A 23,784-nucleotide genomic window follows, 5' to 3' on the forward strand; every position below is an offset into this window, starting at 1 on the left:
CACTAAACGCGTTTGCCCTGAGTGAAAAGAAGAAAGAGCAAAGAACAAAATTTCTCCCCTTTTATGGGAAGTTAGGTGGGGTGGTTAGAATGAAAGAGAAACCTTATGAACTAGCCTGTACTAAGCTTGTCGAAGTGCCGTAAGGCTCAATCTGAGATTTATGGAATTCATGTTTTATATCGTTCCTGTGACCTCTAAGAAGGATATTTACCAATAACTGACGTTTTTATACTAATTAATTATAGTGGTTTGAGGTAAATTTGATCAGTGGAAATTCGTAGATGGTTTCTTAGGTTATATTCATTGGCCCAAAATAATTACAATGTTGAACAGTTGTTTTGTGGCATCGATCCAGAAGCGATGCCTTTATAAAAGTGTTTTTTTCCTGCTTTTTTGGTATGATTATGCATGATCGTGTCAGTAACCAACATAATTTGCATTATACACTAAGCTACAACGACTGTGGTCTGGCGACCGTCATCCGTGGCCAGTTTTCCGGCATAAATGACTGGTCAAACTATCCTACAGATATAAAAGCGGATAATCAAAAAACACCAACCTATAAACCTGTTGTTGCCCTAGCTTCACAAACTACCGATTGGGTGGTTTGTGGAGTGAAGGCAAAAAAACGGACACTGTCTATGAAAACACATAATATATTGAAAATTGGTCTTGCCTTCCTGCTGTACAGTTCATCTATAGGGTTATTATGGGCGCAGCAAATGATGTTTGCCGATTCTAGCAGGTTAGGCAGGCCATTTTCCAAGGATCCTCATGTGGTCAGGTTTGAAGGTCGCTACCTGATGTACTTTTCAGTTCCGCCCATTCCCGACCAACCTGGCGGATGGGGTATTGCGGTGGCCGAAAGTGATGATTTGGTCCATTGGGAGCGAATAGGGGAGATAGCAGCGACCGAAGAGTATGAAAAAAATGGCTTCTGTGCCCCAGGAGCATTGGTAAAGGACGGTAAGGTACACCTGTTTTACCAGACCTATGGCAACGGATCCAAGGATGCCATTTGCCACGCCTATTCCAGCGATGGGATTCATTTTACCCGCAATACCAGCAATCCTATTTTCGCACCTCCCGCCAATGACTGGAGCAATGGCCGCGCCATCGATGCAGAAGTGTATGCTTTCAAGGCACATTATTATCTGTATTTTGCGACCCGGGATCCTAAGGGCGAGATCCAGATGCAGGGTGTAGCCATGGCAGATGCAGACACGGACTTTGGCCGGGGTGAATGGACGATGGCAAAAGACGCCTCCATTCTCAAGCCGGAACTGGACTGGGAAGGAAAGTGTGTGGAGGGGGCTTCTATCATCAAACGAAATGGCCAACTCTATATGTTTTATGCCGGCAGCTATAACAATGCCCCCCAACAGGTAGGAGTGGCCGTCAGCAAGGATGGTGTGAACTGGAAGCGGGTTTTTGATCAGCCCTTTTTGCCCAATGGAAAGCCGGGAGAGTGGAATAGCAGTGAATCTGGCCATCCCCATATATTTGATGATAAAGAAACGGGGAAATCCTATCTTTTTTATCAAGGAAATGATGACAATGGCCACACCTGGTGGCTCTCCAATGTGGAAGTGGGATGGAAAAAGGGAAAACCTTACCTGAAGGAATAAGTAGCGAAATCAAAAAGGAAAATGAAAAAAATGAAAACGAACTGGCTTGGTTTTTTGTTGGCTCTTTTGACTGTTTCAGCGTGTCAGTCTACCAAAGAAAAAAGTCAAAATGAAAAGGCAGTCAAGCCATTGGCCATCGTCAATCCCGTCTTTCCGGGAGATCACCCTGATCCGACCGTAGTAAAAGTAGGGGAGTATTTTTATGCTTCTGCCACATCCAATGAATGGGCACCGCTCTTCCCGATCTTCAAGTCAGCCGATTTGGTAAATTGGGAAATCGTAAATTATGTCTTTCCGGAGGGCGCTCCTGACTGGGCAAGGAACAATTTCTGGGCCCCAGAATTGGCCTATGATGAAAAACAAGGGAAGTTTTATGCTTATTACACGGCAAGGGATAAAGAAAGCAACCGGCTTAGCGTGGCGGTGGCCAGCGCAGATTCCCCAGAAGGCAAATTTACCGATCATGGTCCATTGGTAGCCCAAGAGGCAGGCTCTATCGATGCCTTTGAAGCTCGGGACGAAAATGGCAAGCTATTTTTAACCTGGAAGGAAGATGGGAACAGCCGAGGACTTCCCACACCGATTTGGGCACAGGAAATCAACGAAGAAAGGACCAAGCTGCTCGGAGAACCCCATGAGCTTTTTCGCAATGATCAGGAATGGGAAATGCACCTGATCGAAGGCATCAGCATTTTCCGGAAAAATGATTACTTCTACGCAACTTATTCGGCAGGAGCCTGCTGTGACGTGGCCTGTAATTACAGGGCAGGGGTAGCCAGGGCAAAAAACCTGTTAGGCCCTTGGGAAAAGTACGAAAAGAATCCGGTGCTGATGGATAATGCCGATTGGAAATGCGCGGGACATGGCACCGTGGTCAAAAAAGGGAATGAGCATTATCTGCTCTATCATGCGTATAGTACCGAGGGAAGTGTCTATGTAGGACGTGAAGGAGTGCTTGAAAAAATCAATTGGACAGAAGATGGCTGGCCTGTTTTTGAGAACAAGGCTACCTATGACCGGGAAAAAGCTTCGCTGACATTCACCGATGATTTTAGCACAAACCTCAATCCGATCTGGCAGTGGCGAGTGACCCAGGATATTCAGTACTCCACTGGTGACCAAGGACTCCTTTTGGCTGCCTCAGAGGAAAATGAGCAGCTGGGTACCCTGTTGGTGCAGAAATCCACCTCTCCTGATTACTCCATCGAAGTGACGATCGACCCCGCTAAAAGCGACGCTATGGGAGGGATCCTTCTGGTGGGCGGTGCCAATAACGGATTTGGCGCACCTGTGGCTGGAATGGGCATAGCGGTGACTGATGGAGAAGTACAGGTGATCGAAAATCGCGACCAAGAACTGGATGTAAAAGCAACAGAGGGACTGGCAGGAAATACCTTGTTGAGGTTGAAAATGGAGGTGGTCGAAGGGCATTTATTGCGGTTTAGTTACCGTCAGGACGGTGCGGAATGGTCCACTATCGGAGCACAGTATGATGCAGCACATTTGGTTCCGTGGGGCATGGGGTACCGCTTGGGGATTTTTGCCAAAGGCAAGTCAGGTCAACAGGTGAACTATAAGCAGGTAAATATCTCAGCGAATTGATTGATTGGCTGAAGTTTATCCTGTCTGTCATTGGGAGCTTTGTAGGCAGTGATGAAAGGGGAGGGCAGATAGGGGGGCATGAAGCCATCTTGTTTTCGAGCAAAAGATTGCTTCACTCCGCTGTCGCTGCGTTCGCTATGACGGTTTAAGAAGAACAATATTAAGAAATACATATAACCCACTTTATAATGAGAACTACGTTAGCAATAACAGCACTGGCACTGGCCGGGACAGTAGCTTGCCAGTCAAAAACCTCCAACGATAGCACGTCGACTTCAGTAAAAGCCGAAGAGACGAAACGTGCTGGAAACCCGATCGTGGAAGGTTGGTATGCAGATCCGGAAGGAATTATCTATGGGGATACTTATTGGATTTATCCTACTTATTCGGACGACTATGAAAAGCAAGTCTTTATGGATGCTTTTTCTTCTAAGGATCTTGTGAACTGGACCAAGCATGAGCGCATCATTGACACTACAGAGGTAAAATGGGCAGAAAAAGCCATGTGGGCACCAGGTGTCATCAGCAAGGACGATAAGTATTACCTGTTTTTTGCGGCAAACGATGTGCATGAAGGTGAAGTGGGCGGTATCGGAGTGGCTGTGGCAGATCAGCCGCAGGGACCGTTCAAGGATTTGCTCGGTGAGCCCTTGATCAATGAGATCGTAAATGGCGCCCAGCCGATTGACCAGTATATCTTTAAAGACCAAGACGGTACCTATTACATGTACTACGGTGGTTGGGGGCACTGTAATGTGGTGAAGCTCAACGATGACTTTACCGGTATCGTGCCATTTGAAGATGGAGAGTTGTACAAGGAGGTGACACCTGAAGGCTATGTGGAAGGACCGTTCATGTTTATTAAAGATGGCAAATATTATTTTATGTGGTCTGAAGGTGGCTGGGGTGGTCCGGATTATTCGGTGGCCTATGCGATTGCAGATAGCCCTTTTGGTCCTTTTGAAAGAGAAGATATCATCCTCCAGCAAGATGCGGAGGTAGCCACTGGTGCTGGTCACCACTCGGTGCTACATGCTCCGGGAGAGGAAGATTACTATATCGTTTATCACAGAAGACCACTTACGGAAACCCACCATAATCACCGGGCGACCTGTATCGATAAGATGGAGTTTGATGAAAACGGAAAGATCAAACCAGTGAAAATCACGTTTGAGGGAGTGGCTGCTGATCCGTTACAGTAGTTTCCAGACGTAGCGGGAGGAGGAAGTGTATGACGACTTTACTGTTCGGGATTTGTAATCCCGAGCTGGGATAAGGGGGATTTGGAATCTCCCTAGACCATTTGTGAGTAGCACAAACATCAATAAGGATATAGATCTTCGGTAACTTACGTGCATTAGCCTGACGGCTAAGGTTTGTCGCCAGATAGAGAAGTATGACGAAGTTATCTTGGTTTCACTATGTGGGACTGCTGCATTTGCAAGGACGCTACGATTTAACAGGGAAATTCTTGGGCCGATTTAAAAACAATTATGATAAAGAAACCTATAAACCTACTTGCCTCCCTTAGTTTGGCAGTAATGCTGCTGAGCTGTGGAGGTAAGCAACATACAGAAGAAAAAGAAGCAACTATTCAGGAAACATCCTCAGAAGTAAACGGAGAAAGATGGAGCAAGGAAAAAGCCAAGTCCTGGTATGCGGCCCAAGATTGGCTTGTTGGCGCCAATTTCAATCCTAGTAACTCCATTAATCAATTGGAGATGTGGCAGAAGGATACTTTTTCGCCAAAACTGATCGATAAAGAACTGGGCTGGGCAGAAGATATCGGCATGAACACCATGCGAGTGTACCTGCATGACCTGGCATACCAGCAAGACCCTGAGGGTTTTTTGGATCGAATGGACCAAATGCTGGTACTGATGGAAAAACACCACATGAAGCCATTGTTCGTGATTTTTGATTCCTGCTGGGACCCCTTTCCTGAGGCGGGTACACAGCGCGCTCCTAAGCCACATGTCCATAATTCCGGTTGGGTACAAAGCCCCGGCTACTACGCCCTGGAAGACAGTACGCAATATCCAAGATTGGAAAAATATGTAAAGGCTGTCGTGAGTAGATTTGCCAATGATGACCGTATTTTGGGCTGGGATATCTGGAATGAGCCGGACAATGACACGGGCGTTTCCTATAGGGATAAAGAGCATCCAAACAAGGTAGAATATGTGCTTCCCTTGATGAAAGATGCTTTTGCCTGGGCAAGGTCGCAACACCCTTCACAGCCACTGACCTCTGGTGTATGGCTGGGAGATTGGTCTTCTGAGGAAGCGATGACGCCACTCCAATTGGCACAGCTCCACCTTTCTGATATCATCTCCTTTCACAACTATGATTCACCAGCAGAATTTCAAAAGCGCATCGATTGGCTGAAGCGGTATGATCGGCCGATGCTTTGTACAGAATACATGGCCCGTCCAAACGGCAGCACCTTTGAAGGCTTTTTGCCTATTGCCAAGGAGGGAAATATAGCGATGTTCAACTGGGGATTGGTAGATGGAAAAACCCAGACCAAGTATCCTTGGGACAGCTGGGAGAAGGAATATACTGCCGAACCAGCCCTTTGGTTTCATGAAGTATTCCAAACGGATGGTACCCCGTATAAAAAATCCGAGACAGATTTGATCAAGTCCTTGACTGCGAGATGATAAAGGACGTGTGGTTTTTTGGAATAGTAATGGTGATGACTTCCTGCTTTGGTGCGGGAAGTACTCCGGATCCCAACAACTATACGATTCGCTGGGATCAATCCACGGTACAGAAAGTTTCAGGAGATGGGTATCACTATGCAGGCTATGCCAGATGCCGGGAATTGGCAGATGGTAACCTAGGGCTGGCGTATGAAGGCAATGGCAATATATTTTTTAGAATCAGGACAGAAAAGGGGTGGCAAGCGCCAGTTCTCGTGGCTGCTGGGGCTCCTGATGTAGGAATGGCGGTGCCGGATTTTACTGTTTTGGACGATGGAGATGTATTGCTGGGCTATAATCCGCGACCAAGGAGAAATGCCGAGGATAAGCATTTCGGCATTCGTACGGTAAATAGCACGGACAATGGAACGACCTGGAAAGATGACCAGCTTGTGTATGAAGCAGGAGCGAGCTTCGGTGATGGCTGCTGGGAGCCTGTGTTTCTCCAACTTCCGGATGGTGATATCCAGCTTTACTTTGCCGATGAAAGCATCTTCACCCAGTCCGATGAGCAGCGAATAGCCATGATAAGTTCCTCCGATGGTGGTAACACTTGGACTAAAACCCCTAAGACGGTGAGTTTTAGAGCGGGTGCCAGAGATGGTATGCCTGTACCAGTATGGTTAGCAAAAGAAAAACAGGTTGCGCTAGCGATAGAGGACAATGGCAGCGGCCCCTTCAAACCCTATATTCTTTTCAGTGAAGGGAAGGAATGGGAAGAGATCGGGGGAGATTCTGCCCGTCGACGCTATGCCATGTCAGACAGCCTTCCTGAGCAGGATTATGCGGGAGCTCCTTATTTGGCCAAGGCACCCAATGGACTTGTATTACTGTCTTTCCAATGGGGTGACCGGTTAGAGGATGCGCAGATGGCCGTAGCGATAGGGGAAGAAAATGCCCGGAATTTCACCAATACTACTAGGCCATTTGATTTGCCAAGGGGTAAAACCGGCCACTGGAACAGCCTTACGGTATTGGAAGATGGGAAGATACTGGCCCTGACGAGTACCAATGGATATTCTGAAAATGGTAAGACGGAGGTATGGATGATCGAAGGAGAATTGGTCAGAAAATAGTTTAACCCAGATTATGCGTTAGGAATCGTAGTGAGAGCTGAAATTGCAAGAAAATCAGTTAGTTTGGAGGCATTAGCGTAGCACCGCTACGGTAATGCCGAAAACTAAAGTGAAACGGCTGATTTTGAAGCAGTTTAAGGTCGCAACAGATAGGCTAATGCATATTCCGGGTTTAAAATACAGGTGAATTCCCATGAGGTCTTCCTTGGCTTGATACTATTCAGTAAGCATTAAAATTATGAACAATACCATCCAACATCCCCATCTTCTACAGACAAAGCAACATTTTGACATACTGGATGGATTAAGAGGGGTTGCTGCGGTAATCGTGGTGGTTTTTCATTTTATGGAAATCATTATCCCCGATTTTACCGTCAATTTTCTGGCGCATGGATACTTGGCGGTTGACTTTTTCTTTTGCCTGTCGGGATTTGTCATTGCATATGCCTATGACAGTAGGATAAGCAAAATAGGTTGGGCTACTTTTCTGAAATTGCGATTGATTAGGCTCCACCCGTTGGTGGTCATGGGAGCGATTATTGGATTGGTGGCCTTTGTTATCGATCCTTTTGTGCCATTGGTGGATGATTATAGCCTAGGGCAAAACATCGGCATGTTCTTGTCTGCTTGTTTGATGGTTCCTTATCCGATCGTTCCCGAGCGTTATTTTAATATTTTCCACCTCAATCCCCCGACTTGGTCGCTCCTATGGGAGTATGTGGCCAATATCATCTATGCGCTAGTGCTTTTTAAACTCCGGAATAAAATGCTGGGGATACTTCTGGCGATAGCGGCTGTTGTGTTGGTATATACGATTACAGTTTATGGAAACTTAAGCATTGGTTGGAGTGGTGATAATTTCTGGGGTGGCGGGGCTCGGATATTTTATTCCTTTTTGGCAGGGATGCTAGTATACAGGGCTGGATGGATCATAAAATCAAAGTTAGGGTTTAAGTCACTGACAGTCTTGTTAATGCTGGCCTTTTTGATGCCTTATTCTGATGCCACTAATGTGATTTTAGAACCGCTGATTGTTTTGTTTTATTTGCCTTTTTTGGTGGCACTGGGGGCAGGGGCGCAGTTAGCTCCTGGTGATAAAAAGTTGTGTGTCCTGTCTGGACAAATTTCATACCCGCTTTATATGGTGCATTATCCCTTCATTTGGTTGTTTTACAGTTATTGGGAAAGTTCTTCTCCATCCTTTCAAGAGCAGATTTTCATCATGTGTGTGGGTACTGTTTTATTAGTTGGTTTTGCATATGCGGTCATGAAATACCTCGACATTCCGATCAGAAAATACCTGAAAGCAAATCTAAAAAAACGACAAATAAAGGGAAGTACGGCCTAGGGTTAAATGCAGCTTTTTGTGTTCACCCTAGAGTTTACCAGTTATTTCAAACTGTTATGAGTTTTGATACGGATAAGGTAGGGAAGTATTTGTCTGAAGATGAATTGGGTTTTTATCATTGGTCTTTATATACCTGTGGGTTTAAAAAAATGTAAGGATTGATCGCTATTTTTGCGAATAACTGAATTTTTGTACACCTTTAGGGAGATTATCACCCTCACTCTACCGCATTTATGTCCTTTTCAGAACTTAATCAAAGTGAAAACAGTACCATTGAGCAGCTTGTCGATGGGAATGAACAAGCTTTCTCAGTGCTTTTTGAGGAGTATTCCCCTCAGGTGTACTATATCGGACTTAAGTACTTGAAATCACAGGATTTGGCCAATGATGTGGTGCAGGATACGTTCCTTAAACTCTGGAACTACAGGTCACACATCGATGCTTCCCAAGCGATCAAGCCGCTGATCGTAACCTTTGCCAAGCGAATAATTCTCAATCTGATCCGTGACGAAAAAAGGAAAATTGTCAAACACTTGGAGATCTATACCATGTCCAGTAATTCTTCCAACAAAACCGAGGAACAGATTATTTTCAATGAGACCAATCAGGTGTACCAAGAAGCGGTAAAGTCCCTTCCCGAGCGGAGGAGAGAAGTTTTTTTGCTTAAATCTGCCCAAGGAAAAAGCAATGAAGAAGTGGCTGAGGAGCTGGGCTTATCTGTCAATACCGTCAAATCCCAATACACCAAAGCCCTGCAGGCCATCCGGGCATTTGTCTCCAACTACTACTCCGTCCTGGCCATTGCAGTAGCAGCGGCCGAGAGGTTGTAGTTTTGAAGTGAGCATGAAAATAGTGCAGTCTGGAAACTTGGTGCCTTCGAGCCTTTGTGGCCAATGAGGTAAGTGGTATTGAGTTTAAAAACTCAATGCTCGTGGTTCCGCAGCACAGCAGTCGGAGCAACTGGCTTTGTTTTTTTGAAGTGAGCATGAAAATAGTGCAGTCTGGAAACTTGGTGCCTTCGAGCCTTTGTGGCCAACGAGGCAAGTGGTATTGAGTTTAAAAACTCCATGTTCGTGGTTCCGCAGCACAGCTGTCGGAGCAACTGGCTTTGTTTTTTTGAAGTGAGCATGATAATAGTGCAGTCCGGAAACTTGGTGCCTTCGAGCCTTTGTGGCCAACGAGGCAAGTGGTATTGAGTTTAAAAACTCCATGTTCGTGGTTCCGCAGCACAGCTGTCGGAGCAACTGGCTTTGTTTTTTTGAAGTGAGCATGATAATAGTGCAGTCCGGAAACTTGGTGCCTTCGAGCCTTTGTGGCCAATGAGGCAAGTGGTATTGAGTTTAAAAACTCCATGTTCGTGGTTCCGCAGCACAGCTGTCGGAACAACAGGGACTTATGACCGTTTCCTTTACAAAATCAATTTGTTCTGAAGGGATTTTATTATACGTGTAATTTTTTTAGCTTTACGTAAAGAAAATAGTGATTAAAAATGGATACTAAAATAACGCTTTCCTTTGAAAAGGAGACGATTAATAAGGCCAAGGATTTTGCTAAGAAAAATAATATCAGCCTATCCAGGTTGACCGAGTACCTTTATGATCAGATCACTTCTGGAAACTATCAATCCCTAGAAGAGCTGCCCATTGCCGATTGGGTGAGTCAGGTAGCGGAAGGGGAAGCATCATACATCAAAAGAACCGATAGGAAGCAGTTAAAAGATGAATTTTTGAAATCAAAAAAATGAAGCTTTTTTTGGATGCCAATGTACTGGTCTCCGTCCTGAACAAGGAGTATCCGTTATTTCCTTTTTCGGCGAGGGTGGTAAGTTTGGTCGATAGGAAGGAATATCAAGTGTATACTTCACCGATATGCTTGGCCATTGCGTTTTACTTTTCAGAGAAGAAATATGGAACGAAAGTAGCACGCCATAAAATACGCATGTTAAGTGCAAAACTATCCATTGCGTCTGTGACCGCTGAGACAGTCCTTCAGGCTAGTACAGATGACAAAGTACATGATTTTGAAGATGGATTGGAGTATTATTCAGCTATGGAGGCAGGTTGTGAATATATCATCACTGAGGACCGTGGTGGATTTTATTATGCTGCGATTCCCGTGATGGATAGTCGGACGTTTATCATGGAGTTTTTTGGAAAATCAATGTAGTCACCTTCAAAAGTGCCCTTCGTCAGCCACAGCTGGGAGCATGATAATAGTGCAGTCTGGAAACTTGGTACCTTCGAGTCTTTGTGGCCAACGAGGTAAGTGGTATTGAGTTTAAAAACTCAATGTTCGTGGTTCCGCAGCACAGCTGTCGGAACAACGGGTTGATTCACGTCTATTGTTTTTGATGTTAAACACCATGACCCAAAGTCTGAAGACTTGGTGGGTTTGGGTCGAAGTCTGAAGACTTTGACCATTCGAGATGGCATTGTGTTTAAAAACTCAATGCTCGTGGTTCCGCAGCACAGCTGTCGGAACAGCAGGTGATACCTTAACCTCCCAACTTTGCAACATTACTACCTCCCAACTTTCTAACCTTACGACCTATTCCACAGTTTTTTAAACTTTTTTTAACATTGGGGTAATACTCGGGGCATGCTGGGGTGTATACCTACCAAACACCCCAAGTCAATGAACCGACCTACTGAAGAGCAGTTATCAGATTATGTTAACAATCACCTGAGTCCGAAGGATGCCAAGAAGGTGCTGGAATGGCTTTCTACGTCTGATGGACAAGCCTATCTAAACCAGCGACTGGAAGCGGATTTTGCGGCATTGGACCAGGGACAGAAGACATTGCTTAAGCCCAAAGTGACTGCAGATGATATTCTTAGAAGTGCCGAATCCCAGCAAAAACAACCTGCGATGGTCAAGCAACCCCCCAAATGGGGAGTGGCCAGACTAGCGGCATCTGTCGCTCTCATAGTAGCCATGCTAGGTGGACTGATCTATTTCCTTACCGGATGGACTACTTATGAAGAGTACCAGACGGCTTTTGCGGAATCGGCAGATGTACGTCTCCCTGATGGATCGATAGTGCACATGAGTGGAAACAGTAAGCTGAAGTTTGCCAAAGAATGGGGGAAGGACGAAGCCCGTGAGGTATGGTTTGAGGGAGAAGGGTACTTTGATGTGGTAAAGAAGCAGGCTGCCAATAAGTTTACCGTGAAGACACCACGAAACTTCGACGTGCAGGTATTGGGCACGACCTTTACCGTCACTGCTCGGGAGTCCGCATCACGCGTCGTGCTGGAGACGGGGGCCATTGCTCTCCATGTCGCCAATGACAGTGGTGCCGATCAGATCATGATGGCGCCTGGGGACTTGGTGGAAATGGACCAGACCAATGACCTTTTGATCAAAAAAGAAGTCCGGCCGGAAATCTATACCAGTAGAAAAGACGATAAGCTGGTTTTCGATAAAACACCCCTAAAAGAAATTACCCGAATTCTTAAAGATGACTATGGCTTTACCGTTGTGGTCAATGATTCCGAAATCCTCGAGGAGAAATTTACAGGTGTAGTGCCATCCAAAGACGTGGAAACCTTACTGGCGGGCCTGCGGAGTTTGTTGGATGTCAAAATCATCCGCGATAAAAACATCATAAAATTGATTCACTAACCATTTATCCCATAAACTTATGAAAGTAAAGTTTTTACCGATTATGGGCTGCCTTTTGATTGGGAACATGGGTTGGGCCAATGTGCAACAGCAGAAGGCCCTTTCCTATAACTACCAAATCGAAAATACCAGCCCCACAGCTATAAAGAAGGTCAGTTTGACAAGCCTTCTCAAGATGGTAGAGAAAAAATATGACGTGTCCTTTCTCTATAAAGATGAACTTAGCCATGAGGCCATTCTTGGTGATGCCACATTGCTCGATGGATTGTCCTTCGGGGAGGCGCTAAAAATGATCAACAGTAAAAATCCCGACCTGGAATTTAACCGTATAAAAGCTGATTTTTATACGGTTAAGCTAAAGGAAACCAAAACGGGATTGCCACTGGCAGCTGGACGGAGACCTGAGAATGCTACGTCCAAAGCTTCCAAAAGCATCGCCAGGAATATTTCCGGTACTGTAAGTACAAGCGACGGAGAAACACTGCCGGGTGTCAGTATCATGATCAAAGGCACCACCAAAGGCACCGTTACCGATCTGGACGGAGGTTTTACGCTTAGTGCTCCGGATGGCCAGGTGACCTTGGTGATCTCCTTCGTGGGGTATAAGAAAAAGGAAGTGGTCGTTCCTGCAGGAGAATCCACCGTGGAGGTGGTCATGGACAATGACGTCCAATCGCTGGATGAAGTGGTGGTGGTCGCCTATGGAGAGCAGACCAAAGCCTCCTTTACCGGTGCAGCGGTGGACGTGAAAATGGACAAAGTACAGGGTGCTCCCCGTGCATCATTTCAGGAGAGTTTGCAGGGAAATATAGCGGGGGTACAGTCTGCCGCTTCTTCAGGCCAGCCAGGTTATGCACCAAACATCCGCATCAGGGGTGTAGGCTCCATCAATGCGAGCTCGGATCCCTTGTATGTGGTCGATGGAATTCCTGTGGTAGCGGGAAATATTTCCCAGATTGCTACAAGTTCCAATACCATTGCCGGCTTAAATCCCAATGATATTGCTTCAATGACGGTGCTGAAGGATGCTTCTGCCACTTCGATCTATGGATCCAGGGGGGCAAATGGCGTGATCCTTATTACCACCAAGCAAGGGAAGTCTGGAAAGACAAAGTTTGACGTGAGCATGCAGCGCGGTACCAGTCAAGTGCTGCTGGATGATCGCAATAAGCCATTGTCTACCCCAGAGCTGGCAGAGCTATTGGTAGAATCCAGGGTAAACAATGGGGATACGCCGCAAGAAGCCGAAGACTATATCTATAGCCGAATAGATGAAAGTATCAATACCAATTGGTTTGATGTCATTTCCCGGGACGGAACTTACCAGCAATATTATATCAGTGCATCCGGCGGGAATGAGAAGACCAATTTTTATTCTTCCATTGGCTATTATGATCAGGAGGCACCTATCATTGGTATTGATTATGAAAAGCTCAATGCAAAAGTGAATGTGCGCCATGCAGCCACTGAAAAGCTCACGCTGGACTTCGGATTGGCGGCCAATACGCAGCTGATGCATACCAATAGTGAAGCAGGAAGCGCCAATAATCCGGTGAGAAGTATGTTCAGGGAAGTACCTTGGGAGCCCGTTTACAATGAAGACGGTAGCTATAATACGGACATCTTATTGACCTATAACCCTGTAGGGCTGGTCAATGAAAATATCAGGGAGACCAGATTATACAATGCGTTGGGAAATGTGGGGCTGAAGTACGACATCATGGATAATTTTTCCTTCGAGACGAAAGCTAATTTAGATTTTAACTTAGCGGATGAATTTCGGTATGATAACCCATACTTTGGCGAAGGACGTAATGATGGAGGCCGTGGTCGTGCCTATACCAATATTGTGGTCAACTGGAATGTTACCAACCTCCTGAAATACCGTTGGGCGATAGATGATAATAACAGCATTGCCTTTACCTTGGGGCAAGAAGCGCAGAAGATTTCTGCCAATTCGGTGTATGCATACGCCAGTAATTACGGTGCCCCAGGCTTGACCACACTGGCCAATGCCTCTGTTTTTAAAGATGCTTCCTCGGAAAAAACCGCTTCTTCCATTACCTCATTTTTCCTAAGCGCTAATTATTCGTTCTCTGACAAATATTACTTTAACGTAACAGGAAGACGGGATGGGTCGTCGCGTTTTGGTTCGTCTGTCCGATATGCAAATTTCGGCTCAGTGGGACTTGGATGGAATATCCATAGAGAAGAATTTTTCGATGTGGGTTTTGTGGATGAGCTGAAGCTCCGTGGGAGTTACGGTATCAACGGTAACCAAGGAATAGGTGATTTTGAATCCCGAGGATTGTACAATACGGGGAATGATTATAATGGCCTCCCCGGATATGCTTATTCCCAACAGTCCAACCCTTACCTGACATGGGAAAAAAACAAGCCACTGAACATTGGTTTGGATTTCAGGATCTTTGAAAGGCTAAGTGGTACGGTCGAATATTATAACAGAATGACTTCTGACTTACTGCTAAATGTGCCGATTTCAGGAACAAATGGTATCACAAGTTACATGGCAAATATCGGAGAGATGCAAAACAGAGGTTTGGAGTTTAGCCTGAGTTCTGTGAATATCCAACAGCCCGATGGGTTGCAGTGGACGACCGATTTTAACTTGACCACCAATAAAAATGAAGTGGTAACGCTAAAGGATGGAGAAGATATCGTCGACGGACAATATATCCGTCGCGAAGGAGCTGACTTCTATACGTTCTACATGCCTGGTTATGCTGGGGTGGATCCAGACAACGGTGATGCACTCTGGTACACGGATGCATCCGAAAGTGAAACGACCAACGATTATGGAAATGCCGATCCGTACGAGCATGGAAATGCGTCGCCTAAGTTCTTTGCCGGATTGAACAACACCTTTAATTATAAAGGTTTTGGCCTGTCCTTCCTCTTTTACCTGAACTATGGCAATAAGGTCTATGACTACTGGGGCAGGTACCTGGCCAGTGATGGAAGTGCCCAGCTCAATGACCGAGGTAATATGAGCAGAAAAATCTATGAGCGGAGATGGCAAGAGCCCGGGGACATGACAGACGTGCCCAAAGTGGTATGGGGAAATACCCAGTCGGGAAGCTCCAGCCAGCATTCTACGCGCTTTCTGTATGATGGCACCTATATTCGTCTGAGGGATGTGACCCTTTCCTATAACCTTCCCAATTCACTGCTGAGCAAGTTGAAAATCAACAATGCGAGGATCTACCTTCGAGGCAATAATGTCTGGACTTGGGTGAAGGATAAAAATCTTGAGTCTGATCCAGAAGTGGGTATTGCGGGGATGACTGACTTGAGAATCCCTACATCCAGACAGTATTTGTTGGGCATTGACTTTTCATTCTAAACCACTGAAACCATGAAAAAATTACATTTATATATGATCACAGGAGCGCTCACGGTGGGAAGTATGTCTTCTTGCAGCGAGTCCTTTCTTGAGATTGATCCAGAGCAAAGTGTGTCCACCAATAACGTGGTGACCGATGTCAATACCCTTCAGACGGCCCTTAACGGGGTTTATAGCAAACTGCAGGATGATGGGTACTACGGCAGGTCGGTATATGTGATCCCAGAACTAATGGCGGATAATCTTTACCTAAGCCTTAGGAATACGGGAAGGTACTTGGATTACCATAATTTCATCGTTCGTGAGCAGGATTCCTATGCAGAGGACCTCTGGAATACTTCCTATGAAGTAGCGATCAATGCCACTCGTGCCATTCAGGGTGGAGAGGCCTTGGAGGTGTCCGGCGATCAGCAGAATACTGCCAACCAATTTATCGGAGAGGCATATGCCTTGAGGGCTTTGGGGCATTTTGACTTGACCAGGTTCTTTGCCCAGCCGTATAATTTTACAAGTGATGCCAGCCACCTTGGTGTGCCGGTAATTGCCAGCATCGGAGATGATCCGATCTCTCCGGCAAGAAACACGGTAAAAGAGGATTTTGACCTGATCATTGCCGACTTGAACCAAGCCATCAGCATGATGAGCAGTGGAAGTGCCAATGGAACATTTTCTGTCAATGCTGCCAAGGCTTTGCTTTCCAGGGTGTACCTTTATACAGGACAATATGACCTGGCCGCCCAGCATGCCACCGAGGTGATCGATAGTGGCGATTATGAGCTAATGTCAGCCGCCAATTACAGCACCATATGGGCGCCGGATTACAATTCTGAAATCATCTTCGAAATCGTCAATACCTTGGCCGATAATGCGGGAACCAACGGATTGGGACATTTCTTTGCTGAGGAAGGTTATGCGGATGCCTTGGTTACAGAAGAGCTGTTTGGACTGTATGCTGATTCTGATGCACGGAAAACGGCCATTGTCCGAAAGCCTAAAAATGGGGCAGAAGATGATGCCTTGTTTGTGATGAAATTTCCCCAAGGAGCTTTGCAGGATGACAATGTAAAGATCCTTCGGTTGGCAGAGCTGTACCTGATCAGAGCGGAGGCCTATGCGAAAACCAATCAGCCTGCCCTCGCACTTGAAGACCTGAATACCATCCGGCAGACCAGGGATCCTGAAGCGGCTCCGGTAGCGGCCAGTGGGGATGAATTGCTTGGGAACATCTTGGAAGAACGCAGAAAGGAACTGGCTTTTGAAGGACATCGCTTGTTTGACCTCAATCGTAACAAGATGGATGTCACTATCGATCAGGGAGAAGAAGTCATCGAAGCTTCCTACCCGAATGACCGATTTATCCTGCCCATTCCATTGTCAGAGCTGAATGCAAACCCGAATATAGCACCTCAAAACGATGGTTATTGATTAACTGGTTGAGGAAACGGGCGAGGGGATACTGGTATTCCCTCGTTTGTTTTATATTGCCCTCATATGCATTATAAATTGACTATATAGGAATCAAACCTTACCCTTAGTAGTCGGAAAAGGCCCAATGCGGATGGAACAAAGAATAATAGACCAATTGATGAAAAAGAAATACATAAGCTTGCTGATAGTGGGGTTACTCTCGTTCACACTGGCATGCCAAAGGAGCAAAGTGGTTTTTGAAGAAGGCCATCCCAAGGCAGAAAAGTTGGACAGCCTATTTCACTATTTATATGCTGAAGACCTGTTTAATGGAGCCGTGGCGGTAGTGGATGAAGGGGAATTGATCTTCAAGAAGGCCTACGGACTGGCCAATCTGGAAGACAGCAGTGCTTTCGAGACCAACACTGCTATGGAGGTGGCTTCTGTTTCCAAGCAGTTTACTGCTTCGGCAATCATGCGCCTTGCCCACGAGCACAAGCTTTCCATAACAGATGATATCCAGGCCTACCTGCCTGATGGATTTCCCTATGAAGGCATTACCATCAAGCATCTCTTGAGCCATACTTCGGGCATGCCTGATTATACCGGGTATTTCATTGATCATTGGCCCGAAGATCAGCTCGCAAACAACAAGGACATCGTCGCTTATTTCATCAAGCATCAACCTCCTGTGAAATTCGCTCCGGGAACAGACTATGATTATAGCAATACCGGCTATGTGCTGCTAGCAGAAATAGTAGAAAGCGCATCTGGAATGCCACTGGACACCTATCTTGAAGATGAGCTTTTTGGGTCTTTTGGATTGGAGCATGCAGGGTTTTATCAGCGTGCTGAGATTTATGGTATGTCCCACTACGCACCCTCATTCAGGTGGTCTGCTGATTCGTGCAGATATATTCGACCGGAGCATCTGCCGGGCAAGGCCTATTATTCATTCCTTAGTGATCGACTGGGGCCGGGGAGGCTTTCATTGAGTGTGGAAGACCTTTTGCGCTGGGACCGGTTACTCTATACCGATGATTTTCTCTCAGAGGAAAATAAGGAATCCATGTTTACTCCCGTGGAATATGAAGGGGTGGATACCGATTATGGTTTTGGCTGGCACAATTATGAAGATGATCAAGTGGGGCCAGTGAGCTATCACACAGGAAGCTGGGCCGGTAACAAGAGCTATATCAAGCGGTTTAGAGCGGTGGAAAGCACTGTGATCCTCTTGAACAACACCCAAAGCCCTTACATGACGGAAATACGAAATGCCGTGGATGCCATAGTGACGGAGCGTTCATTGAAGCCGATTCACCCTTCCTTAAAGGAGCAATTTACCAAGCTTTCCTGTCAGCAGGGGTTTGATGTCGAAGGTTGGCTGGAGGGGATTGACCTGCAGGAGTATAGCTTTACGGCTGAAGAATTAGATGAAATTAAAGATACTATTAACCATTAACCACGCATAGCATGTTAGACCGTAAAACAGGAATTTGCGTATTGGCCATTCCCTTTTTGATCAGTTGTGGTCAAGGAAAAGTGGAGGAAAAAGTAGCGGAAAAAACTTCCGATAATCTGCCGATAGAAAACGCCATTTTGGAGCAGCAAGAGAGTTTTTATTATGTGGACTTTGCACAGTACCCAGCAATGGACAAAGGGCTGCCAATAGGTGTCTTCGATTCCGGCACCGGAGGACTTACCGTCTTGGATGCGATCGTACGGTATGATGATCATCAGAATGAAAACAGGTCCACAGGAGCCGATGGGGAGCCTGACTTTGATAAGGAAACGTTTATTTATTTGGCCGATCAGGCCAATATGCCTTATGGGAATTATTCAAGTGAAGGCAAGACAGACTTGTTGGTGGAGCATATTCTCAAGGATACCCAGTTTATGCTTTCCAATAAATATTATAAAGCGGCCAATGCCAGTGACTTCAGCAAAGACAAGTCGCCGATCAAGACGCTTGTGATCGCCTGCAATACAGCAACAGCATATGGCAAAGAACTGATCGATGAGTTTATCGAAAAGGCAGGCATAAATGTCCATGTAATAGGTGTAATCGATGCTGGGGCGAGGGGAGTCCTGCAGGTTTTTGGCCAATCAGGGGAGGGATCCATTGGCGTGATGGCGACAGTGGGTACAGTAGCTTCCAAGGGCTATGAAAATACCATTTTGAGAATCAAAGAGGAGCAAGGATATACTGGGGAAATCCGTATATACAACCAAGGCGGGCATGGAATCGCAGAAGCCGTGGATGAGGAGCCGGACTTTATTAACCATGAGGCCAGCAAGCCAAGGGATAATTACAGGGGGCCTTCGCTGGACAACCCGGAGTTTGAAATTGACAAGACCTTATTGGATATCTATAATTTTGATTTTGACCATTCCAAAATGCTTTGCGATGCCAAGGATACGGATGATTGCACCGTGTTGCAGTTGAACGATACGGAAAATTATGTACGATATCACTTGGTTTCTTTAATGGAAAAAATCAGAAAAGATCCGGAAGCTTTACCACTGAAGGCCATAGTTTTAGGGTGTACACATTATCCTTACTTGACGTCTGATATCGAGACGGTCTTGGAGGAACTTTATGATTATGAAAAGGAAGGGGAATTTATTTATCGGGATTTGATGGATAAGGATGTCGCCATTATCGATCCGGCAGTCAGGGTAGCGCAGGAACTGTATGTTTACCTGCAAGAAAATGACCTTTTCAACCCCGCAGGTGATATGCATAAGAGCCAGTTTTTCATCAGTGTTCCCAATACAGATAATCCCAAGGTATCCACAGACGAAAATGGTCGCTTTCCCTATGCCTATAAATACGGAAGGAGTGCCGGGGAGGTCCAAGAATATGTAAAAGTGGTGCCATTTGCACCTTCCAATATACCAGCGGAAACCGTTGATCGGCTTTCAGGTTCGATCCCAGCGACTTTTCAGCTAATACCCGCGCTAAATTCAGAAGAGAAAGTATTGAGTCACCATGGAGAATAGGATAAATCGTGCGATTTGGGGGGTGCTGCTGAGTTTTTTGCTGATGGCGTCATGCAAGCCATCGGTGGAAGTGGATGTGTTGATCACCGGAGGGATGGTGCTTGACGGCAGTAATGCTCTCGCAAAACGTATGGAAGTAGGCATTACCGATGATAAGATCAGCTATGTGGGGGCTCCCGGAGAGCATAGCATCTCCAGTCAGCAGACAATCGATATTGCTGGCTTGTACCTGGCGCCAGGGTTTATTGATCCGCATACGCATGTGGAGCGGGAGCTGTCAGATCCTGAGCAAAAGGCCAATTTGCGCTATCTGAGACAGGGAGTGACGACCGTTTTTGCAGGCAATGATGGCAGTAGCCCAATGCCCATCAAGCGGAAACTGGATGAGTGGGAGAGAAATGGCATCGGCACCAATGCAGCTTTACTCGTCGGCCATGGATCGGTAAGAAGAGTGGTCATGGGAATGGAAGCAAAAGAAGCCAATCCAAAGGAGCTAAAGGAAATGGAAGAGGTGGTCAATAAGTCGATGGAAGAGGGAGCTTTTGGGATTTCTACAGGGCTTTTTTATGCCCCGGGGAGTTTTGCAAACATGGAGGAGGTAATAGCCCTGTCCAAAGTCGTGGCCAAGCATAATGGCATTTATGATACGCATATGCGTGATGAAGGCTCTTACAATATTGGCTTGATGAATGCGGTCAGGGAAACGATTGCTATTGGAAAAAAATCTGGTGTGGATGTGCATATATCCCATATCAAATGTCTTGGTACAGACGTATGGGATAAGAGCCCCGAGGTAATCAAGCTGATAGAAAAGGCTAGGGAGCAAGGCGTCCAAGTGACGGCAAACCAATATCCCTATCTGGCGTCCAGAACTTCACTTAAAGCCGCTTTGGTGCCCCGTTGGGCAGAGGATGGAGGCTATGATAAAATGGTGGAGCGGTTTGATGATCCTGCATTACGAGATACTTTGATAGCTGGGATCACCGAGAACCTTCGCAAAAGGGGCGGCCCCGAATCGCTGATATTTTCCGATGCCGTGGAGGCCATCATGAACGGGAATAGTTTGGGCGAAATGGCCAAGGAGTTGGATATGAATTTGCCGGAGGCCACCATGGAAATCCTCAGAAATGATGGAGGTATCAAAGTGATTTCTTTTAACATGAAAGAGAGCGATTTGGAGCGGTTCATGCAGCAGCCGTGGGTGATGACAGGTTCTGATGGTGGCGCAGGACACCCGCGCCAGTTTGGTACATTCCCTCGAAAAATGCACAAGTACGTGGCGGAAGATAAGGTTATCGATCTGCCCTTTATGGTCCATAGTTCATCTGGACTTACTGCCGAGACATTTGGTGTGAAGGAAAGGGGATTTGTAAAAGAAGGGTACTTTGCCGATTTGATTGTCTTTGATCCAGAGAAGGTGAAAGATAGGGCCACCTTTGAGGATCCTTATGAGGAAGCTGAGGGGATGGAGTATGTTTGGGTAAACGGAGAACTGGTGATCGATGAAGGGAAATATACAGGTAAATTGGCAGGAAAGGCCTTGAGGAAATGAATTTATGAAGTGCCAAGTAGGTAGCATTTAGGATTTGCTGCGCATTTTTTGCTGTTCGGGGATTTGTAATCCCTCAGTGCGTTTGAACATGGCCTTTAACTACTGATATATTCAGATAGGTTATTTTTCATTTAAGCAATAGAACTAAGTATTTGATGTGAATTAAAAAATATTTCAATTATTTTATTGAATTATTTGCAAAACAAATACAGTGTTATTACCTTTACATCATAAGGAAAAGGCAAAAGGTCTTTTAGATACTGTAGGGTGATGAAATTGGCAGACATGCCCCCCTGTCTCGTGGGTGGGGATCTGGGATAAAGCAGACATGGAGCTCGTGTTTTGCCTAACTGCCCCGTGGAGGTTCGAGTCCTTCTCCTACAGCAGGTTATTTTGGGTTTATTGTTAATTGACTAAAGCTATGAGATTGTTTTCATAGCTTTTTTTTATTTAGAACGCTGATAACACAGATGATTATGATTTGCGCTGATTTTTTCTTTTAAATTGGAATAGCCAAGTAGCATAAAAAAGCCTATTAGGTACATCAATAGGGTTAAACAGGATGCCTAGTTGCTAACGAATAAAATTCTTTAACCTGCGAATTCATCCCGCAGGAGGTTAAGCGCTCCTCAGCCTCCAGAAGGAGTACCGTCGCCACGAATGATAGCCGCCTTGCCCGAAAAGTTTCACTTATTTAAGATGGAAAAGTACCAATAGTTGGCGGATAATTTTGTGAAGTAAATCAATAATTCAACTACTTTTGATTATTGTCAACTACTGAAAATATTTATGAAGCGTTACCCATTTGACCACTTGACTCCACAAGTTCTTTTCCTTGTGACGGCTGTTTTTCTTTTTGCTTGTAATGCAGAAAAGAAAGAAAAAGCGTCTACAAAAGTGCAACCAAAGGAAGAAAATACCTATAGCAACCCCTTGGATGTCGCTTTCGGAGATCCTTATATTCTCAATGATGGTAATGGTAAGTACTATATGTATGGTACCGGTGGAGGTGCGGAAGATGGTTTTGCGGCCTACTCGTCAGATAACCTGGTGGACTGGAAGTTTGAAGGACAAGTTTACCGCGGTAATACGGAAGCGTCTTGGGCATCGAAATTCTTTTGGGCACCGGAAGTTTATAAGATGGAAGGGAAGTATTACATGTTTTTTAGTGCCCAGTGGAAGGTTAACCCTACTAATGAAGAGGAAAATTTCATGATTGGAGTGGCAGTAGCAGATAGCCCGACAGGCCCATTTAAAGAAATGCATGACCGCCCGATCTTTGATCCCGGGTATCCCATCATCGACGCCAATGTGTATCAGGAAGACGGAAAATATTACCTCTATTATTCCAGGGCTTGTTACAAGCATCCTGTAGAAAGTGAAGTGGCCGATTGGGCGCGGGAAAAGGGTTGGTATGAAGAGATAGAGGAGAGCTGGGTGTATGGGGTGGAACTGAAGCCTGATTTTTCCGGTGTTATCGGAGAACCAGTGCTGTGCTTGCGGCCTCCATTAAAAATGGATGATGCACAGGCAGAGTGGGAGAGTAGATCCGTGACCAAGCAGGAAATCAACCGACGGTGGACTGAAGGGTCAGTGATTTTTAAACATGATGATACCTATTACATCATGTATTCCAGTAATTATTATGCAGGTCAGCATTATGCCGTTGGCTATGCTACTGGAAAAAGCCCCCTGGGGCCATTTACCAAGGCAAGTAACAATCCTGTGCTGGAGCTTAATACCCATAAAGGAGGCGAGGTTACCGGAACCGGACATAACAATATTGTCTTTTTGGATAATGGAGAGATGTACTGTGTCTACCATGGGCGCACCAAGGAATCCGGACAGGATAGGGTAGTGTTCTTGGACAAAATGGAAATCAAAGAGGATGGAACCTTGGTCGTTCATGGCCCCACGACCAGTGCCCAGCCAGTGCCTTTAAAGAAATAGGGCAAAGTAGTTAATCTTGAGACTTGAGAAGTGAGAAGTGAGACTTGAGATAAAAGCTGTTTGGGGATTTGTAATCCCGAACCCTAATATTGGGGATTTGTAATCCCCCAGTGCGTTTGAGCATTGCCATTAACTACTGATATATTCAGATAGGTGTTTTTCATTTAAGCAATGAAGTCAAGTATTTGATATGGATTAGGAAATATTTAAATTATTTTATTGAATTATTTGCAAAATAAATACGGTGTTATTACCTTTACATCATAAGGAAAAGGCAAAAGGTCTTTTAGATACTGTAGGGTGATGAAATTGGCAGACATGCCCCCCTGTCTCGGGGGTGGGGATCTGGGATAAAGCAGACATGGAGCTCGTGTTTTGCCTAACTGCCCCGTGGAGGTTCGAGTCCTTCTCCTACAGCAGGTTATTTTGGGTTTATTGTTAATTGACTAAAGCTATGAGATTGTTTTCATAGCTTTTTTTTATTTAGAACGCTGATGCCGCAGAGGATTAAGATTAGTGCTGATT

16 protein-coding genes are annotated in these 23,784 nt (G+C 45.6%); all 16 read left to right on the forward strand.

Annotated elements, in window-relative coordinates; genetic code table 11:
- Window positions 1-641 precede the first annotated feature (641 nt).
- The 16 genes from DN752_RS20085 to DN752_RS20160 all read left to right on the forward strand — a co-directional run bounded on the left by DN752_RS20085 (window position 642) and on the right by DN752_RS20160 (window position 23,259).
- Complete coding sequence (locus DN752_RS20085) at window positions 642-1,628, forward strand: family 43 glycosylhydrolase (protein WP_112786630.1); 987 nt, start codon at window positions 642-644, stop codon at window positions 1,626-1,628.
- 21 nt (window positions 1,629-1,649) lie between these two features.
- Window positions 1,650-3,230: a family 43 glycosylhydrolase gene (locus DN752_RS20090; RefSeq protein ID WP_112785628.1), complete on the forward strand. Its 1,581-nt coding sequence runs from the start codon at window positions 1,650-1,652 to the stop codon at window positions 3,228-3,230.
- 188 nt (window positions 3,231-3,418) lie between these two features.
- A complete protein-coding gene (locus tag DN752_RS20095; protein ID WP_112785629.1) occupies window positions 3,419-4,432 on the forward strand; it encodes a glycoside hydrolase family 43 protein in 1,014 nt (337 codons plus the stop codon).
- A 291-nt stretch (window positions 4,433-4,723) separates the two neighbouring features.
- On the forward strand, window positions 4,724-5,893 hold the full coding sequence (locus DN752_RS20100; protein WP_112785630.1) for a cellulase family glycosylhydrolase: 1,170 nt from the start codon (window positions 4,724-4,726) through the stop codon (window positions 5,891-5,893).
- On the forward strand, window positions 5,890-7,011 hold the full coding sequence (locus DN752_RS20105; protein WP_112785631.1) for a sialidase family protein: 1,122 nt from the start codon (window positions 5,890-5,892) through the stop codon (window positions 7,009-7,011). Before DN752_RS20100 ends, DN752_RS20105 begins: the two co-directional genes overlap by 4 nt.
- Before the next feature lie 238 nt (window positions 7,012-7,249).
- Window positions 7,250-8,359: an acyltransferase family protein gene (locus tag DN752_RS20110; protein ID WP_112785632.1), complete on the forward strand. Its 1,110-nt coding sequence runs from the start codon at window positions 7,250-7,252 to the stop codon at window positions 8,357-8,359.
- A 233-nt stretch (window positions 8,360-8,592) separates the two neighbouring features.
- Window positions 8,593-9,189, forward strand: a complete 597-nt coding sequence (locus tag DN752_RS20115) for an RNA polymerase sigma factor (RefSeq protein ID WP_112785633.1) — start codon at window positions 8,593-8,595, stop codon at window positions 9,187-9,189.
- Between the two features lie 659 nt (window positions 9,190-9,848).
- The gene (locus DN752_RS20120) at window positions 9,849-10,103 is read left to right on the forward strand and encodes a DUF6364 family protein (RefSeq protein WP_112785634.1); all 255 of its coding nucleotides are present in this window, start codon (window positions 9,849-9,851) and stop codon (window positions 10,101-10,103) included.
- The gene (locus tag DN752_RS20125; RefSeq protein ID WP_112785635.1) at window positions 10,100-10,525 is read left to right on the forward strand and encodes a PIN domain-containing protein; all 426 of its coding nucleotides are present in this window, start codon (window positions 10,100-10,102) and stop codon (window positions 10,523-10,525) included. Before DN752_RS20120 ends, DN752_RS20125 begins: the two co-directional genes overlap by 4 nt.
- Before the next feature lie 468 nt (window positions 10,526-10,993).
- Window positions 10,994-11,983: a FecR domain-containing protein gene (locus tag DN752_RS20130; protein ID WP_112786631.1), complete on the forward strand. Its 990-nt coding sequence runs from the start codon at window positions 10,994-10,996 to the stop codon at window positions 11,981-11,983.
- 19 nt (window positions 11,984-12,002) lie between these two features.
- Window positions 12,003-15,347 (forward strand): SusC/RagA family TonB-linked outer membrane protein, encoded by a 3,345-nt coding sequence (locus DN752_RS20135; protein WP_112785636.1) that lies wholly within the window; start codon window positions 12,003-12,005, stop codon window positions 15,345-15,347.
- A 12-nt stretch (window positions 15,348-15,359) separates the two neighbouring features.
- Window positions 15,360-16,772: a RagB/SusD family nutrient uptake outer membrane protein gene (locus DN752_RS20140; RefSeq protein ID WP_112785637.1), complete on the forward strand. Its 1,413-nt coding sequence runs from the start codon at window positions 15,360-15,362 to the stop codon at window positions 16,770-16,772.
- A 133-nt stretch (window positions 16,773-16,905) separates the two neighbouring features.
- Window positions 16,906-18,216, forward strand: a complete 1,311-nt coding sequence (locus DN752_RS20145) for a serine hydrolase domain-containing protein (RefSeq protein WP_245949328.1) — start codon at window positions 16,906-16,908, stop codon at window positions 18,214-18,216.
- A gap of 11 nt (window positions 18,217-18,227) precedes the next feature.
- Entirely contained in the window at window positions 18,228-19,757 is a 1,530-nt protein-coding gene (locus DN752_RS20150) for a glutamate racemase (RefSeq protein WP_112785638.1), read from the forward strand.
- A complete protein-coding gene (locus DN752_RS20155; RefSeq protein WP_112785639.1) occupies window positions 19,747-21,309 on the forward strand; it encodes an N-acyl-D-amino-acid deacylase family protein in 1,563 nt (520 codons plus the stop codon). Before DN752_RS20150 ends, DN752_RS20155 begins: the two co-directional genes overlap by 11 nt.
- 789 nt (window positions 21,310-22,098) lie before the next feature.
- Window positions 22,099-23,259, forward strand: a complete 1,161-nt coding sequence (locus DN752_RS20160; RefSeq protein ID WP_112785640.1) for a glycoside hydrolase family 43 protein — start codon at window positions 22,099-22,101, stop codon at window positions 23,257-23,259.
- The last annotated feature ends 525 nt before the right edge of the window (window positions 23,260-23,784 follow it).

It is taken from the genome of Echinicola strongylocentroti, from assembly GCF_003260975.1.
Lineage (GTDB): Bacteria > Bacteroidota > Bacteroidia > Cytophagales > Cyclobacteriaceae > Echinicola > Echinicola strongylocentroti.